The organism is Alteromonas oceanisediminis, from assembly GCF_018474025.1.
GTDB lineage: Bacteria > Pseudomonadota > Gammaproteobacteria > Enterobacterales > Alteromonadaceae > Alteromonas_E > Alteromonas_E oceanisediminis.
Genome location: NZ_JAHCTA010000007.1, coordinates 1 through 16,303 on the forward strand (window position 1 = coordinate 1; position 16,303 = coordinate 16,303).

The 16,303-nt window shown below is 49.8% G+C and carries 17 protein-coding genes and 1 pseudogene; 5 read left to right on the top strand and 13 right to left on the bottom strand.

Translation table 11 applies throughout. The features are described from left to right. Nucleotides 1-149: 149 nt before the first annotated feature. Genes KIU71_RS12960 through KIU71_RS12975 form a run of 4 tightly spaced genes read right to left on the bottom strand, consistent with a single transcriptional unit; the run spans nucleotide 150 to nucleotide 4,114 of the window. Nucleotides 150-1,124, bottom strand: a complete 975-nt coding sequence (locus KIU71_RS12960) for an NADPH:quinone oxidoreductase family protein (protein WP_214131721.1) — start codon at nucleotides 1,122-1,124, stop codon at nucleotides 150-152. An 11-nt stretch (nucleotides 1,125-1,135) separates the two neighbouring features. Beyond that, the gene (locus KIU71_RS12965) at nucleotides 1,136-2,164 is read right to left on the bottom strand and encodes a phosphotransferase family protein (RefSeq protein ID WP_214131722.1); all 1,029 of its coding nucleotides are present in this window, start codon (nucleotides 2,162-2,164) and stop codon (nucleotides 1,136-1,138) included. A 4-nt stretch (nucleotides 2,165-2,168) separates the two neighbouring features. Further along, nucleotides 2,169-3,392 carry an acyl-CoA dehydrogenase family protein gene (locus KIU71_RS12970; protein ID WP_214131723.1) on the bottom strand — a complete coding sequence of 408 codons (1,224 nt, stop codon included), beginning with the start codon at nucleotides 3,390-3,392 and terminating at the stop codon, nucleotides 2,169-2,171. 17 nt (nucleotides 3,393-3,409) lie between these two features. Then, entirely contained in the window at nucleotides 3,410-4,114 is a 705-nt protein-coding gene (locus tag KIU71_RS12975) for a histidine phosphatase family protein (protein ID WP_214131724.1), read from the bottom strand. A 193-nt stretch (nucleotides 4,115-4,307) separates the two neighbouring features. On the opposite strand from KIU71_RS12975, the gene hemN reads away from it, so the two are divergent. The 4 genes and pseudogenes from hemN to KIU71_RS12995 all read left to right on the top strand — a co-directional run bounded on the left by hemN (nucleotide 4,308) and on the right by KIU71_RS12995 (nucleotide 7,216). Further along, complete coding sequence (gene hemN / locus KIU71_RS12980) at nucleotides 4,308-5,672, top strand: oxygen-independent coproporphyrinogen III oxidase (protein WP_214131725.1); 1,365 nt, start codon at nucleotides 4,308-4,310, stop codon at nucleotides 5,670-5,672. Nucleotides 5,673-5,906: 234 nt separating this feature from the next. Continuing rightward, complete coding sequence (locus KIU71_RS12985) at nucleotides 5,907-6,110, top strand: hypothetical protein (RefSeq protein WP_214131726.1); 204 nt, start codon at nucleotides 5,907-5,909, stop codon at nucleotides 6,108-6,110. A gap of 15 nt (nucleotides 6,111-6,125) precedes the next feature. Then, nucleotides 6,126-6,641: pseudogene (locus KIU71_RS12990) on the top strand (DUF2306 domain-containing protein); the annotation flags it as partial. A 101-nt stretch (nucleotides 6,642-6,742) separates the two neighbouring features. Further along, on the top strand, nucleotides 6,743-7,216 hold the full coding sequence (locus KIU71_RS12995) for a YehS family protein (protein ID WP_214131728.1): 474 nt from the start codon (nucleotides 6,743-6,745) through the stop codon (nucleotides 7,214-7,216). 588 nt (nucleotides 7,217-7,804) lie between these two features. Here the strand turns inward: KIU71_RS12995 and KIU71_RS13000 are convergent. The 8 genes from KIU71_RS13000 to moaB are packed head-to-tail and all read right to left on the bottom strand — an operon-like array spanning nucleotide 7,805 to nucleotide 12,533. Then, a complete protein-coding gene (locus KIU71_RS13000; protein ID WP_214131729.1) occupies nucleotides 7,805-8,242 on the bottom strand; it encodes a DUF3291 domain-containing protein in 438 nt (145 codons plus the stop codon). A 29-nt stretch (nucleotides 8,243-8,271) separates the two neighbouring features. Further along, the gene (locus tag KIU71_RS13005; RefSeq protein ID WP_214131730.1) at nucleotides 8,272-9,345 is read right to left on the bottom strand and encodes an ATP-binding cassette domain-containing protein; all 1,074 of its coding nucleotides are present in this window, start codon (nucleotides 9,343-9,345) and stop codon (nucleotides 8,272-8,274) included. Next, the gene (modB, locus tag KIU71_RS13010; protein WP_214131731.1) at nucleotides 9,336-10,004 is read right to left on the bottom strand and encodes a molybdate ABC transporter permease subunit; all 669 of its coding nucleotides are present in this window, start codon (nucleotides 10,002-10,004) and stop codon (nucleotides 9,336-9,338) included. Before modB ends, KIU71_RS13005 begins: the two co-directional genes overlap by 10 nt. Next, a complete protein-coding gene (modA, locus tag KIU71_RS13015) occupies nucleotides 10,004-10,804 on the bottom strand; it encodes a molybdate ABC transporter substrate-binding protein (protein WP_214131732.1) in 801 nt (266 codons plus the stop codon). Before modA ends, modB begins: the two co-directional genes overlap by 1 nt. Beyond that, the gene (locus KIU71_RS13020; RefSeq protein WP_214131733.1) at nucleotides 10,801-11,286 is read right to left on the bottom strand and encodes a molybdenum cofactor biosynthesis protein MoaE; all 486 of its coding nucleotides are present in this window, start codon (nucleotides 11,284-11,286) and stop codon (nucleotides 10,801-10,803) included. Before KIU71_RS13020 ends, modA begins: the two co-directional genes overlap by 4 nt. A gap of 1 nt (nucleotide 11,287) precedes the next feature. Continuing rightward, the gene (locus KIU71_RS13025; RefSeq protein WP_214131734.1) at nucleotides 11,288-11,533 is read right to left on the bottom strand and encodes a MoaD/ThiS family protein; all 246 of its coding nucleotides are present in this window, start codon (nucleotides 11,531-11,533) and stop codon (nucleotides 11,288-11,290) included. Then, nucleotides 11,530-12,018, bottom strand: a complete 489-nt coding sequence (moaC, locus tag KIU71_RS13030) for a cyclic pyranopterin monophosphate synthase MoaC (protein WP_214131735.1) — start codon at nucleotides 12,016-12,018, stop codon at nucleotides 11,530-11,532. The genes KIU71_RS13025 and moaC overlap by 4 nt, the downstream gene beginning before the upstream one ends. Nucleotides 12,019-12,023: 5 nt before the next feature. After that, on the bottom strand, nucleotides 12,024-12,533 hold the full coding sequence (moaB, locus tag KIU71_RS13035) for a molybdenum cofactor biosynthesis protein B (protein WP_214131736.1): 510 nt from the start codon (nucleotides 12,531-12,533) through the stop codon (nucleotides 12,024-12,026). Nucleotides 12,534-12,692: 159 nt separating this feature from the next. On the opposite strand from moaB, the gene KIU71_RS13040 reads away from it, so the two are divergent. Continuing rightward, nucleotides 12,693-13,814, top strand: coding sequence for a succinylglutamate desuccinylase/aspartoacylase domain-containing protein (locus KIU71_RS13040; RefSeq protein WP_214131737.1), 1,122 nt, complete (start codon nucleotides 12,693-12,695; stop codon nucleotides 13,812-13,814). On the opposite strand, the gene KIU71_RS13045 is transcribed toward KIU71_RS13040, so the two are convergent. After that, nucleotides 13,811-16,201 (bottom strand): zinc-dependent metalloprotease, encoded by a 2,391-nt coding sequence (locus KIU71_RS13045; protein ID WP_214131738.1) that lies wholly within the window; start codon nucleotides 16,199-16,201, stop codon nucleotides 13,811-13,813. The two genes, KIU71_RS13040 and KIU71_RS13045, sit on opposite strands and share 4 nt — an antisense overlap. Nucleotides 16,202-16,303 lie beyond the last annotated feature (102 nt).

Below are 16,303 nucleotides of genomic sequence, written 5' to 3' on the forward strand. Positions count from 1 at the left end.
GGCTTAGCCGACAACCCGATTGCTGCCGTCATCACTGACCGCATCTAAATTACGTTACTCCATGTTTCAACATGGTCCGCGAGTGTGCGCTCGCAACCTCTAAAACGGCTCCTTCGGGAGCCGTTTTTCCTTTGCCCGCTCACGGTGGATTAAGGCGTAAGTACCATCTTGCCTTTCACTTCCCTGCCCATGACTTTATGCAATGCCTGTTTAGCGTCGGCTAGCGGCAGCGCCTGATCAACCACCACTTTCACTTTACCCTGCAAATACCAGCCTAGCAGCTCTTGCATATTCGCCGCGAAATCTTTCGGTTGATGCTGCGTAAATGAGCCCCAAAACACACCCACCACGGCGTAACCTTTCACCAGTGATAAATTGACCGGGAACTCCGGGATCTCGCCACCGGCAAAGCCTATCACCAATAGCCGACCATTCCATGCCATACTGCGGCTGCACGCATGGAAAGTATCACCTCCCACACATTCATACACCACATCGGCGCCCTTGCCGTTTGTTGCCTCTTTTATCCCTGATTTCAGATCGGTTTGTGTATAATTGATTAATATATCGGCACCATTGGCTTTGGCTGTTGCCAACTTTTCTGCTGTCGAGCAAACGGCAATAACGGTAGCGCCCATCTGCTTGCCTATTTGAACAGCTGCCAGCCCAGTGCCACCTGCAGCACCTGTAACGACCAACGTTTCCCCTGCTTTTAACTGAGCGCGTTGCTTCAGTGCGTGATGTGCGGTGGCATGAGCAGTAACCAATGCAGCAGCCTCCTCTGATGGGATTGCATCCGGCAGCGGTAGAATATGCGTTTGCGGCACTGCCACTTTTTCAGCGTACCCGCCCATCATACAAAGCGCGATGACACGCTGGCCCACTTTCCAGCCCTTAACGCCTTCACCAACTTGGCTGATAGTACCGGCCACTTCATTGCCAGGAATAAATGGTCGGTCTGGTTTCATCTGATAGAGACCTTGCACTAAGAGTCCGTCAGGAAAGTTAACACCCGCAGCATCAACATCCACGACCACCTGATTTTCAGCTGCCGTAGGGTCATCAACATCGCTGTAAGCGAGTGCATCAACCGGGCCGAATTCGTTACATACAATGGCTTTCATCTGTTCTCTCCCTAATCAATCAAAGTGACGGCATGCGCGGCAAGTGGTTTCATCATCGCTGCCAGTGAACTCGCTTTCGCATTGGAAGCATTCCCCTGCTGTGCGCGCTTCACGACCCCTTGCACAATAGCGGCCAGACGGAAAAAACTGAACGCAAGGTAAAAAGACCAGTTATCGATGGCGGCAATCCCGCGGCGCTCACAGTACTGATTCACGTAGTCTTCCTCACTGGGGATGCCTAGCGCTTCGCGATCCAACCCTCCTAACCCCGGTGCATGCCCCATGTTGTGCGGTAACCGCAACTGCATACACTGGTAGGCAAGATCAGCGAAAGGATGGCCCAACGTGGAAAGCTCCCAATCCAGCACGGCCACAACATCTGACGCGTCTTCGGCAAACATCATATTGTCTAAACGAAAATCTCCATGCACTAAAGAAACTTGCCCGTCGTCATCAGGCAGCGAGGCTTCTAACCACGTTATCAGGCGCTCAATATCGTCGATACGTTCTGTTTCAGAGGCCCGATATTGTTTTGTCCATCGTTGCAACTGACGCTCAAAGTAATTACCCGGCTTGCCATAATCACTGAGCCCGACGGCATCGACGTCGACGCTATGAAGTGCAGCCATTACGCGATTCATCTCGTCATACATTGCCCCTCTTTGGGTGTTTGACTCAATTTCCGGTAAGGCACTTTTCCAAAATATGCGGCCTGCTTTAAATTCCATAATATAAAACATGGCGCCAAGCACCTGGGTGTCGGTACACAAATGGATCGCCTCAGGAACGGGTACGTCTGTCTCAGACAGCGCACTGATCACGCGATATTCGCGATCAACAGCATGAGCCGATTTAAGCAGTTCACCGGGCGGTTGTCGGCGCAAAACATAGTCGGCATCGGCACTACTGATTTTAAAAGTTGGATTCGACTGCCCACCACTGAATTTCTCAGCGCTGACTATCTCACCTATTGAAACCTGCGCATCGCGTAAGTATTTATTCAGTGCATTTATATCCAACAAGCTGTGATGTTGACTCATTCAGTTACCCCCGTTTTGCTGCGGTGTCGGCAATTAAGTTTCTGCCTAATTGCATCATGTGCACTTGATCAGGGCCGTCGGCCAATCTGACAGTGCGGGCATACGCGTAAGCAGCCGCTAACGTTGTATCTTGACTGGTACCCATCGCGCCGTGCATTTGAATGGCCTGATCAATCACATCACAGGCCATTTGCGGCGCAACAATCTTGATTGCTGCAATAATATCGCGGGCAACTTTATTGCCGTATTTATCCATCTTGTCTGCGGCTTTTAGCGTCAATAAGCGAGCTTGTTCAACGCGACAATGCATTTGCGCTATTGCCTCACGAACCGATTGCTGCTTACTCAATGGCTGTCCAAATGCGGTTCGTTTTTCTACCCGCACACAGGCTTCATCCAAAGCTCGCTGAGCCACACCAATTAATCGCATGCAGTGATGTATACGACCAGGCCCTAAGCGACCTTGGGCAATTTCAAAACCTCGCCCTTCGCCTACCAGTAGATTCTCCGCAGGTACGCGAACGTTATCAAACACCACCTCTGCATGCCCAACCGGCTCATCATAGAATCCCATTGCAGACATGGGCCGAACAATAGTGACACCCTGTGTATCGAGTGGCACGAGAACCTGACTTTGCTGCTGATGGCGAGCGGCCTGTGGGTCGGTTTTGCCCATGACAATCATTATTTTACAGTTTTCGTTCATCGCGCCGCTGGTATACCATTTCCGGCCATTAATGACGTATTCATCACCGTCGCGCACGATCCGCGTTTCGATATTGGTTGCGTCCGACGATGCAACGTCAGGCTCAGTCATCGCGAATGCTGAGCGAATGTTGCCTTCCAGCAAGGGAATCAACCAGGTTTGTTTGTGCGCCTCAGTGCCGTATTTTGCCAACACTTCCATATTGCCAGTATCCGGCGCGCTGCAATTGAATATCTCCGCACTCCAGGGTACTCGCCCCATGATTTCACACAGCGGCGCGTACTCAAGGTTCGTTAGCCCTGCACCATAGGGTTTATACTCTTCCGGTAAAAACAAATTCCACAAACCTGCCTGCTTCGCCTTGGTTTTAAGAGTGTCCATTAAGTCCGGTGTTTTCCAACGCTGTTCGGCGTTTTCAACCGCCTCGATGTAGCGCTGTTCAATGGGATAGACATGCGTGTGCATAAAGTCTTCCAGACGCCCAATTAGGGCTGTCGTTTTGTCGCTGTAATCAAAGTTCATGAGATTTCCTTTACAGTCTAGCTGTAACTAATAGCATGGCGCATCGCTTTATTATCTAAGTGTGGCAATGCGTTGAACTGATGCAAGTGACGGCCACTCGCATTGGCAAAAATGTGTGTAAGGCTGGTGTTGCGGATCTGCAGATTCAAATTGATCATCGACGCGGCGTCCGCACCCAGTATATGGCTGATTGACATGGCGATCGCTCCGCCTGATGTCGCCATCACAATGCGCTTATGACCGCTGGCAACCGCTTGATCGAGCACTTCCACCACACGCGATTGAAATGCTTGCCAGGTTTCTGGCAGTTGATGTTCAGACAATTCTCCGGCAGACCAGGCGCGCATCGATTTTCGCAATAGTCGATAAAATGCGGCAGGCTCTGCTCCTGATGCCGGTTTGTCATCAGGGTGAATGGTTAGGTAAGCATCGGCCACAGCTTGGAAGTCAAATTCATTTAAGCCCGAATGTACCGCAACATCGTTAACACCATCAGCAACCAATTTGCCCTCTGGCGAAGTCGATAAGCCCAACAAAATGCCATGTGCGGTTTCTTCATGACGCACCATATCGCCGCGCCACAACGCGTCAAAAGTGAACTCATTATCAGCCCAAAACTGCCCTAAACAATGCGCTTGTTGCGCGCCCAGCTCACTGAGTTTGTCATAGTTAGTTTTGCCGAAGGAGGCTTGGCCATGTCGAACCAGAATAATCTCGGTCATAAATTCACTCTCACATTGTTATCACTAAATGTTAAAAATAAGTGATCGTAAAAGGTAATTGTTTATTCTGATAGGTAGGTATTGGCAATGGCAATAGTTGCCCGGCTGGATGCGCAAAGTTTGCACGAGATCAATATTCTGTCATACCGATTGCACTACACTGCACTCATTCAAACATCCTTGGTCAAGCGCTATGACGAACCTTTTCAACACCGACATTATCGCAAAATACAATACCAGTGGGCCGCGCTACACGTCCTATCCTACGGCTTTGGAGTTCACTGACCAGCTACCTGATCGCCCCCTGCACCATGCAGCACTGACCAGTGCAGGTGAAGGCTTATCTCTGTATGTCCACATCCCGTTTTGCCATAGCCTTTGCTATTACTGCGGTTGCCACAAAATCGTGACGCGCCAGCACGATAAAGCTGATCGGTACATCGATTACCTGGCGCAAGAAATGGCGCTAAATCATACGTCTTTTCGCTCGCAACCCGTCAGGCAATGTCATTTAGGCGGCGGCACACCCAGCTTTTTGAGTCCCGAGCAAATGACCCGATTGATGAATCACCTTCGACATTACTATGTATTTGCCGAAGATTGTGAAATCAGTATTGAGCTGGATCCCAGGCAATTAGATACTGCCTATGTCGATATGCTCTGGGGCCTGGGATTTAATCGACTGAGCATCGGGGTTCAGGATGTTAACGACGTCGTGCAGTCGGCTATCAATCGTGTGCAGGCGACAGAAGATATCGCGGCGTTGGTTACGCACGCCAAACACATCGGCTTCAGTTCAGTGAATCTGGATTTGATTTATGGTTTACCTCACCAAACTACCGACACGTTTGCGAAAACATTGCGTGTTGTTGGCGACATCGATCCGGAGCGGATTTCGCTATTTAGTTACGCACACATGCCGACGCGATTTGCCGCTCAACGTAAAATTAAAGAGGCGTGGCTGCCAAGCCCTGAGGCCAAGTTTAGATTAATGCTGCAAGCTATCGAGACGCTCTCAGAGCAAGGCTATGATCTGATTGGCATGGATCACTTCGCCAAGCCACACGATGAGCTGGCAATTGCTCAGCGTAGCGGTACTTTACATCGCAATTTTCAGGGTTACACAACGCGCGCCAACCTTAACATGCTGGGGATTGGCATATCGTCAATAAGCTTTGTCGGTGATTGGTATATGCAAAATGCAAAAACGCTGAACGAATATTATGCAGCGCTTGACCAGCGAACGTTACCGACCCAGCGCGGCGTTGTTATTCAGTTTGATGACGCCGTTCGCCGTAGCGTGATCATGTCACTGATGTGCAACTTAAGTGTGGATAAAATAGCGATAGAGCGAGATTTTGAAATCCAATTCGATGATTATTTCAAAGCGGAAATGGATAGTTTGTACCGATTTGAATGCGATGGATTATTGCGTATCACCGCCTCCAGTATTGACGTTAAACCTCATGCGCGGCTATTGATCAGAAATATTGCGATGACCTTTGACGCATACCTCGGCCTCGCCAAGAATCATCAACGATTCTCACGTGTCATTTAACCTTGCTGATCATTGCTGACGACCGCGGTATGTAACAAAGCCCCTGAAACTGTTACGGCATGTTTCGGTGTACTGCGCGGTGCGCTGTTTTTGTTCTACAGTAGCGCACAGATTAAAATACTAAAACTGTTCATCACAATGACTATCTCAGCATCCGCACTAAAAAGCGTACCATCCCACTCGACCGCTAACGCAGCCTCGCTCTCAGTGCGCGTGTGGTTTTCGATTCTACTTGTGGCCCAACTGTTATTTGTGGCGTATCTGGTGCTTGGGTATGGGTATGCAACAGTCACTGGTGTACCCGCCAACTGGAACACGTTCAATGACGGTAGCTTCGATGCTGCCGACCCGATAGGCAATGTTGCTTACGGCCTTCATGTTTTGCTTGCTGTGGTCATGTTATTGGGCGGTCCGATGCAATTGATACCGGCAATTTGAAACCGGTATCGCCGATTTCACAGGATCAACGGTCGCGTGTTTTTGACACTCGCGTGCACTATCTCAATCGCTGGCATTTACTTAATGATATCGCGCGGCACGGTAGGCAGTTGGCCAATGCATGTCATGACAGGTTTCAGTGGCGTGGTTGTGTTGGTCAGTAGTTTTTTTGCACTTCGAGCTGCACTGCAAAAGCGATTCGTGGAGCATCGCGTTTGGGCAATTCGTTTATATCTGGCTGCCAATGGCGTGTTATTTTTCCGCATCATGCTATTTGGCTGGTTAATGGTATTTGGGCAGCTAGGGATTGATTTTGCAACCTTTACCGGCCCGGCAATCATGTTTGTCAGCGTGGCTTCTTATCTGTTGCCGTTAGCCGTTTTCGAGTTTTACCAATATTCGCAGCGATCGGGTTCCACGCTGATAAACGGCTTATTTACGGGATTGATGTGCGTAGTGTCACTGTGTTTTCTGATCGGCACTGCGGGTGTTGTGATGGGAAATTGGTATCCTACATTATTCCCTGCTTAATATTGCCTGCTTAGTTCTGAGCCAATGAAAGGTAAACAGGCCGTTTGAATGGGGTATACTAGGGCGTATTGATGTATGAATCTCCTTAAAGGCCATGTTTTATGTTGTTGAATGATGTTTTCCGCCGCGTACGCTTTGCGTTAAGCCTTGATAATACGGCGACGATCAACGTGTTTAAGCAGGTTGATTATGCGCTCGAGGAAGACTATCTGACAGCCATGATGAAACGCGAAGACGAGGAAGGCTTTCTCCCCTGTCGGGACAAAATCCTCTGTTTTTTTCTAGACGGTTTAATTGTTAAACACCGTGGTAAGCAAAATGGGCAATTACCACCGCCCCTGCCAGCCGGCGAGCGCCTTTCCAACAACGACATATTACGTAAATTGAAAATTGCGATGAACTTCCAGCAGGAGGATATGCTGGAAGTACTGGCCTTGGCTGACTTTTCTATAGGCAAAAGCGAACTTTCTGCGCTGTTTAGAAAACCTGATCACCGCAGCTACCGCGTTTGTGGTGACCAGCTGCTACGTAATTTTCTGCAAGGTATGGTGAAAAAGTATCGTCCGAATAGTTAATTCCTGCTGCTCATGACTGAAGCCATCACGGCCATCGATAGTTAATGTCGTCTTCTTCTGTTTCTTAGCTCTTATCGTTGTGGGCCTGAAAGTACCTATTTCAGACACTCCGACAAAACAACATGATCAAAATCCAGCTTGCTCCCATCGTCAGAAAACCGACCCCATCGTGCGTTTTTGTCTGCAAGGACGTTTGCGGAATTGTTTGGCATCCATCGTTTTCTTTGACTTTCAGGAAGTTGGTGATCGTAGCACTATGGAAGAAAACGAGCACAGGTTCGGTAGAAAAACGCGCAATTTTTGCAGGATTAAATTGTTAGCTGCAAGGTGTAACATTTGATCTGTTCAGTCTGTCATACGAATGGAATATATTGGTTTTTAAGATTCAAAATTGCGTTTGGACAAGACGTAGAATGTGATCACTGCGGACAAAGACTCTTTGGCGGCTTCGCCATTTTCCTAAAAGGCCTTTTTTGTTTGCTTATTTTTTCGGTGCACTTGTGTGGCAGTTTGATAAAACGATCAACACCCTTTAGTTTTATTGAGTCGTTCCACAGGGTGTGTTTACAGTTTCACCGGACAGAAACGTTAAGGGGCTGCGTATTCGCTTTTGAAACTGAATGCGTCAGGCGTTTCACCATTCTCCCGCAGGCACTGTAATTTCGCCATCGCTTCCTCAATAGTAGGAATATGACCTTCCGGGATAAACCACAACACATAAGACGCTTCTCCCAGCGGAATAAACCATTCCTTCTTTCGTTTTAGAAAGTCGATATGATGGGTTTTGTACATAAAGTGTTTAAGTGATTCAACATCTTTCCAGACCGACATGTTTACGATGATATCTGGATTGTTTTCCACGGCTATACTGGTTGCATCACCACTGTCGTCTTGCAGTCGCCAAACAAACCCCGAACTGTTTTCAGCGATGCTATTGATGGGGTCTAGATTGTTGACGAAATCTGCCATGTTTGGCGATGCTAGATCGAACCTGACTTTGCCAATATTGAGTTGTGCGAGGTGCATGTAGTCTCCTTTTGTATGGAAAAAACGCATCAATGCGCTTTAAAACTTGCAATCATTGGCCGCCCTGCCTGTATATTAAGCTGTTCAACCGCCTGCGAGGTGATCAAAGCGGTAATCTGGATATCTGTTTCCTGATCATCTAGCGACAATAGTTGTAAGCTCACTAGCATGGTTGCCTGCGAAATTTTCTGCACGGTGAGAACCCGAGTAGGCAAATGATTTTGTAACGACGTATTCTGCGGCTTATGCAGGCTTAAAATTACCTGATTGGCATCGATTTTTAACCGATTACTCACAGATTGGGCAGCTACCATATACAGCGTATGACCCGCCACGACATATTGGTTTATGTGATTTGTACGAGGCTGGATCGCCGCCACGGGAATAATGCTAAATAAAGGCTCACTCTGTGGTTCACCATCAGCGTTGTGCTGCATGAGCAGTGTGTGGCGAAGCGTTGCTGCATCCCCTTGCTGAACAACCTCTCCCTGCTGCAAAGCGATGAGCCAATCACAACACAGCGCGAGTTCACTGAGTGCATGGCTCACCATAATAATCAGCACGCCACCCTGTGCAGCGTGGCAAAGGCAGTTTAGCACGCGTTGTTTTAATGCATTATCCAGTGCTGAAACGGGTTCATCTAACAGCAATACATCAGGGCGATTGAATAACGCTCGCGCAATTGCCACACGTTGTTGTTCGCCGCCAGAGAGGGTTTGCACAGGTTCATTTAACAGATGCTCAATAGCCAATTCGCTCAGCACGTCAGCATCGCACAAGCTTTGCATATACTGTGATTGAGGGCGCGTATTGGCATAACGCTTAGCCAGTGCAAGGTTTTCTGCCACGCTTAAATGCGGCAGCAGCACAGCATCCTGAAATACTATACCGACTCTTGGCTTAGCGTCGCATTGCATTATACGCGATGGCCATGCAACGGCCACATGCGCATTGGTTTCAAGCCCTGCCAAGCAGCGCAGGAAGGTGCTCTTGCCCACGCCGGAGGGGCCGTAAATACCGATGGCAGAAACGTCATCGGGCACCGTGCATCGCAGTGAAAGCCATGGGCGCTTGGGTTCTTCAAGGCAAACAACTAATTCCATTTCAGCACCTGCCGGCGATTAAAACGGTAGAGTAAAGACAACAGCACCAGCGAAAAAATCAACAGCAATAAAGCGAGACGATGCGCATCGGCGTATTGCAGCGACTCAACATGATCAAACAGGGCGATAGACACCACTTTGGTTTCGCCGGGAATATTGCCGCCGATCATCAAAACAACACCAAATTCACCCAAAGTGTGAGCAAAGCTTAAACCGGCCGCGGTGACAAATGCGCTTTTGGTGAGCGGCAGAACCACATGACGAAATTGCTGCCAGCGCGTCATGTGAAAGGTTCGTGCCACGTCAATGAAGCGTTTATCTAAATGCTCAAAGGCGTTGTACAACGGTTGCACGGCAAACGGTAAGGAGTAGACCAATGAGCCGATTAGTATCCCGGTAAAACTAAACGCCAGCGTACTGCCTGTGGCCGACACATAGAAACCGCCCAACGCGGTATTCGGCGAAAAAGCCACCAGCAGGTAAAACCCCAGTACCGTGGGCGGTAACACGAGCGGCAATGCAATCACAGCGTGAACGACTGGGCGCAGCGGATGCTGCCAACGCGCTAGCCACCATGCCAGCGGTGTGGCAATGACGATCAATACAACACTGGAAAGAAAAGCGAGTTTCAATGTTAACTGTATCGATTGCCAGTCCATTAGTCATAAGCTCGCGGTATAAGGTAACCCAACGTTTGGATCTGCCGCTGCGCTTCGCCAGAGCGCAAGAACGCAGTGAAAGTATGTGCCTGCTCAGGATAGTGGGTTCGTTTAAGTATCACCATGTGCTGTTCCACAAGGGGGTATAGCTGTTCTGGAATCAGTAAGGCTTCGGGTTGGTTGACGACTAACGAATAAGCCACCAGCCCACGTTCTGCGTTGCCCGTTTGTACAAACTGGTAAGCCTGCAACACACTGGTTCCCTTCACCAGAGTCGGTTGCAACGGCTCCCACATCGACAGGGCTGCGAGCATAGCGCGCGCCGCCTCGCCATACGGTGCGGTAGCAGGGTTGGCAATCGCTAATCGTTTGGTCGTACTCAGGTGCTGGCGCAGCGCATCTATCGATATGTGACGGTGCGCGTCAGATAGCGCTGCGTTAGAGTCATTAAAAATCGCATCGCGTGTCACCAACGCAAGCTGCCCTGCCGCATAGGCTCGTCGCGAACCAGCCAAACTGAGGCCGCGCTGCTCCAGCGCTTCAGGGCGTTGCTTGTCAGCGGCAAGAAACACATCAAATGGCGCACCATGAATGATTTGTGCTGCCAGTGCACCCGTCGAACCACTCGACAATTGAATGGATATGTCAGGGTTTTGTTGCTCGAAGTTTTCAGCCAGTGTGACTGCCGCTGCGTAAAAATTGGCAGCAACCGCAACTCTCAATTCAGTCGAGGTTGATGCAGCCGCCCATACCACTGAAGTGCTGCACCACACACACAGCACACGTAGCGCGAATCTCATGTCTGCGACTCGCTATCCCAACGCTGCGCCGCTTTGCTATCGCGCGTTTTCGCCATCACCCACTGTTCATCACCGTTTGAGTGCAATTCTTTTTTCCACAATGGGATATCAGATTTCAGCCTGTCCATCAGAAACTGTGCCCCATCAAAAGCGGCTTGACGGTGTGGGCTGGTCGCGCCCACAAAGACGATTTGCTCATGAGTTGCCAACACACCAATGCGATGCAACACGACAACTCGACCCAGCGAGAAGCGAGACTGTGCCGTTGCGGCTAACTGCCGCAATGCCGGTAATGTCATTTCTGAGTAGTGCTCTAACTCGATGCCGCGCAGCGATGCCTGCGCATTGCTGTCGCGAACCACGCCAGTGAAGGTAACGATCGCGCCGTCAGTTGCACAGGAACTGTCACCTCGCAGCCACGTATACAAAGTGCCGACATCAAAGTCGCTGGTTTGAACCGCGGCCCACACAGAGTCCTGCATGTTACCCCCCCGTCACGGGTGGGAAAAAAGCAATCGTATCACCGGATATAACGGCGGTGTCACGTGTTACTAAGGTGTGGTTACGCGCACACATAAGGTTGTCCGCGTCAACCAGATCCCAGTTATCGAAGCGCTCTGAAACACTATCAAGCACAGTTTGTACGGTCATACCCGGCTCGGCATCTAAACTGACACCATCACTCTTAAGTAATTGGCGAGTGTGCGCGAAAAAAAGTACCTGAATCATTGCTGCTGCGCCTGCTGATGCCGCCATTGACCTGATTTTCCACCGACTTTTTCAAGCACTCGGATACCGTCAATCACCATCGCGGGGTCGATGGCTTTACACATATCGAACACGGTCAGTGCGGCCACATTGACCGCAGTTAGCGCCTCCATTTCCACGCCTGTGCGTCCCGTTACCTTGCACAGGCTCTCGATCCGGATCCGGCTATGCTCAGGCTGGCATTCAAATAACAATTCCACCTTACTCAGCGCCAGTGGATGGCACAACGGAATGAGATCAGCGCAGCGTTTTGCTCCCTGAATACCCGCGATCCGGGCAACCGATAGCACGTCACCTTTGGCCAGCTGCTGCTGCATCACTTGCGTCAATGCCGCAGCTGTCATTCGAACATAGCCCTCTGCCCTCGCTTCACGCTGTGTCGCCTGTTTATGGGTTATATCAACCATGTTTGCGTCACCCTGATCGTTAAGATGCGTAAAACTCATGTTGGTTAGCTCCTAGCCGGGCGGTTGAGTAAATGACCCACGAAATTGCAAGGGCGATGCTCGCTGTCTAATTGAGGTTGAATGATGTCCCATGCGGTTTTACACGCACCGGTTGAGCCCGGCATGCAAAATATCACCGTGTGATTTGCCAGACCGGCAAACGCGCGCGACTGCACAGTGGATGTACCAATTTCCTGATAGGAAATCGAGCGAAATAGCTCGCCAAAGCCTTCCACTGTTTTATCAAATAACACGCCTAACGCCTCGGGCGTTGAGTCACGCAGGGTAAAGCCAGTCCCTCCGGTGACCAGCACGGCATGCACTGAATCATCAGCAATCCAGCGCGAAACGTGCGCTCGCAATTGGTACACATCATCTTTCACGATACGGCTTTCAACCAACTGATGCCCTGCGTCAGTAACGGCCTGCTGTAAAAAGCGACCCGATGTATCGTTGGTTTCATCGCGCGTGTCGGACACAGTCAACACCACGATATTCAATACCTTGGATGCCATTGTACTTAACTTCCTTAAAACGATCCCTTTGCGCTATAAGCTAACCTGATCCACTCAGTGACTCAATCACTCAGGTCAATTAATCCTTAGCGACAGACTGTTAACCCAGCAACAAACACCTTACACTACCGGCATTTACTGGCAGGTGAGCAGAAGTCCATGATCAATGAGTTTCACAAAGACTACTTAGTGGTTGCTAAAAATGCTTCAGGACGAAGTATGCAGGTGCCTGTCTATCGTTTCATTGGCAAACAGCATGGCCCTGTTGTGTATATTCAAAGCTCGATCCACGGCGCTGAAGTACAGGGTAACGTGGTGATCTACCACTTGATCCAACTGCTAAAAAGCTTACCTATTCGCGGTGAAATCATTCTCGTGCCAAACTGCAATCCGGTCGGCACCAACATCAAAGCCGGTGAATATACACTCGGTCGCTTTGATCCCGTTAACGGTACCAATTGGAATCGTGGCTATTTTTATGATCGAGATGCCGTGCTCAAGTTCGCGCGCACTGTGGGTGCGGAAGAGTCCATCCAGTCAATCAAACAACGCTTTCGTGCACATTTACTACAAGGCTTACAGCGGCGGATGAGCAATGATTGGGGATTAGGGCTGGCCAATCAACTCAACCTCAAACTTCAGTTGGTCGCAGCCAATGCCGACATCGTGCTTGATTTACATAATGGACCCGTTTCAAGTAGGCACTTGTATGTACCCGAGTACGCCGAAGCGGCCGCTACGCATTTTAATATTCCTCATATCATCTATATTCCAAACACCTTTGCCGGAGCGCTGGATGAAGCAACGTTTTGCCCGTGGTGGACGTTGTCAGAGTCGTTATCGAAAAAACACCAGCGCCAGTTTGATTTTGGTGTGGAAGCATTTACTGTCGAAATGGGATCGCAAGAGGTGGTGAATTTCAGCGAAGGTGAGGAAGATGCACAAGGGATTTTAAGTTATTTGAACAGTCGAAATGTGCTCATCGACGCCCACGTCACGCCAAAAAAAATGCCGCGCTACGCCACTGAATTGGCTAACTATAAGACGCTATTTACCCAAATGGGTGGCATTGTGGAATATTGCGCTAAACCGGGAACCCCGGTAAAGCAAGGCGATTGCCTAGCCAAAGTACTCAACGTTGATGAACTGGAAAACGAGCGTGCGGTGGAACTGATTTCCGCGCCCTGCGACTTGATCCCAATCCTACATTTCCCATCAGCGTCGGTGCTCAGCGGTACCCAGTTATACAAATGCTTCACTGAGTACCGCCAAGTAACCTAAATAGGTGACCCCGGCGGCATGGCTTTCGCGTCAAACCCACCCAACCATTCGCCGGTTTGCCAGTAACGGTTTAAATGATTGAGTAACGCTTTATCGGCGACCGTATCGTCGTTGCGCTTTAACCATTGCGTAAAATTGAGCAAATTACCCTCAATCACAAGACGGTTTTCAGGGCTAAGCGCCTCATCCATCACCGTGTCCATTAAGCCATCCAAAACGACCAACTTGACACGCTGCGCAATGACGTTTGAGTCTCGACGGGAGCGCTTCCAGGTAGATTCAATTAGTTGATTAACCACGCTACTCACCGACGGTACATCGTCATTCAGTGAATGTTGCCACGTCAGGCGATTGAGGCGCTGCGGCGCAAGCATTAATCTAACGGAATAAGCACTGGCGGCCTCAGCAGCGGAAACCGGATCGAACATCAAACCAGTACGCCCGTTGAAGGACTCCCTTGAGCGCGATGAACCATACACTTTCGGAATGATCAGTTGCGTGATGTGTTCGGGTAGCGCCAAAAACGTAGGCGAAAGGCTTTCCAACAGCGCGTCTAGGGCCCGTTGCTGTGACGCGGCATTCACCACGGTTTGGCCCTGCGGCTCTTTTTCTGTCTTCACTTCGTAAGAATATTCCACGCCGCCAATATGCTTAGCCACTGCATCGAGTTGGTAACGATGGGCAAAGTACAACGGTGCCAAGGTTTCTTCCAGTGCTGATAAGGGCGTACCCTCAGGCAGGGTATCGACACCAAAACGTGCTAAAGCGAATTGGCGAACCTGCGCGATGCGCTTGAACTCCTCAACCGGATCCGCTCCATTATCCCAAAGATGTCCGTCTGCACCGGGGTGCATAGGTGAACGAGAATCGGGGTCAGATTTATAGCGATAGCCATTTTCATGCGCCTGTGCAATCAACCTGTCGAGAGCGGCTTTCTCATCTGTGGACGTGGCGAAATCCTGATATCCATAAGCAACTGTATGAAAATCCCACGCTCCCATGCCCACTGCGTAGGCATCATCCAACTGAATTTTGCCATCGACAATGGTTGCTTTGGGGTGTGGGTAATCCATCACCGAGCCGCGCCCGTATTCAGATGCAGCAAAATTGTGCGCAATGCCTAAGGTGTGGCCTACTTCGTGGGCTGAAAGTTGACGAATTCGCGCTAGCGCCATCTCTTTCTGGGCCGAGGTATCGGTATTGCCATTCACAAACGGACTGGTTAGCCCCAATGCGATCAGATAATCCTGACGCACGCGCAACGAGCCCAGCGTTACGTGGCCTTTAATAATTTCGCCAGTGCGTGGGTCAATCACTGAGGTGCCGTAAGACCAACCGCGCGTCGCACGATGTACCCACTGGATCACGTTGTAGCGCACATCCATTGGGTCTGCGTCCTCTGGTAACACTTTGACCTGAAACGCCTGCTCATAACCAATGGCCTGAAACGCTTCATTCCACCACAATGCACCATCCTTCAACGCACTCATCACGGGTTCGGGTATACCCGGGTCAAGATAATATACGATGGGTTCAACCGCAGGGCTGGATTCTGCCTGTGGGTTTTGTTTCTGTAATCGATGCCGAGGGATCAGCTTCTGCTCCATGGGTTCATCAATGGGAACTGAGTAATCCATATAGCTATGTTTCCAAAACCCCGAAAACGGATGGAACTGACGTGGCTGGTATTGATCGTCAGGAAGCTCAATGAAAGAGTGATGTAAATGCACTGAGATGATTTCAGGCTCCGGCGATACCTGGCGCACATACTCACCCGGTTTCTTACCCGCAAAGGTGACTAAGGCTTCCAACTCGGTGTTTTTCACAAACGATTTAGTGCGCGGTAGATAGACACCACTGCGTTTCGGATCAGGCTTAAACTCTCCCTGTTTTGTGGTGGTTAAGCGGTTGCTTATTCCATGAATATCACTGACTAAAAATTCAGTGTAATCAACCAACACCGCACCGGTGCTCTCAGCAACTACTGGCAATCCGGCAATCACGGCATCAGCAAACGCTTCATCAATACTGGCTTGCTCAGCTAGGTTGCCACTGCCTGCGCGGTAGTGGGTATTGAGCTGTTTAAGCAACACTTTGTTGCCAAAGCGGGCGAACTCAACTAAGCGCGTTGCACCAAGTTGACCGCGATCCAGACCGATATCATTTGACCCGACGCCTTGAGGCAAGCTGCTCTGGAAAATAAGAGGAGAATCGATAGCGCTGATTTTTAAATAGACTTTATCTTCTGTGCCGTCATAGTAAATTGGGATAAACCCGTCCTGCGCCGTCATACCGAGGGTAAATTCCTCGATAGTTTTTGCCCAACTGGCGGTGCTTAGTATTATCAGATTAATCAGTGTCAGCGCGCTGATTAGTCTCTGCGTCATTCCACGTTGTAAACCCACGTTAAACCCTCATCTTAATTTGTTGACGGCACTCATGCGACGGTGCAGCGCTCTCGACTATACCTATGCTGTGCGCAAATAACC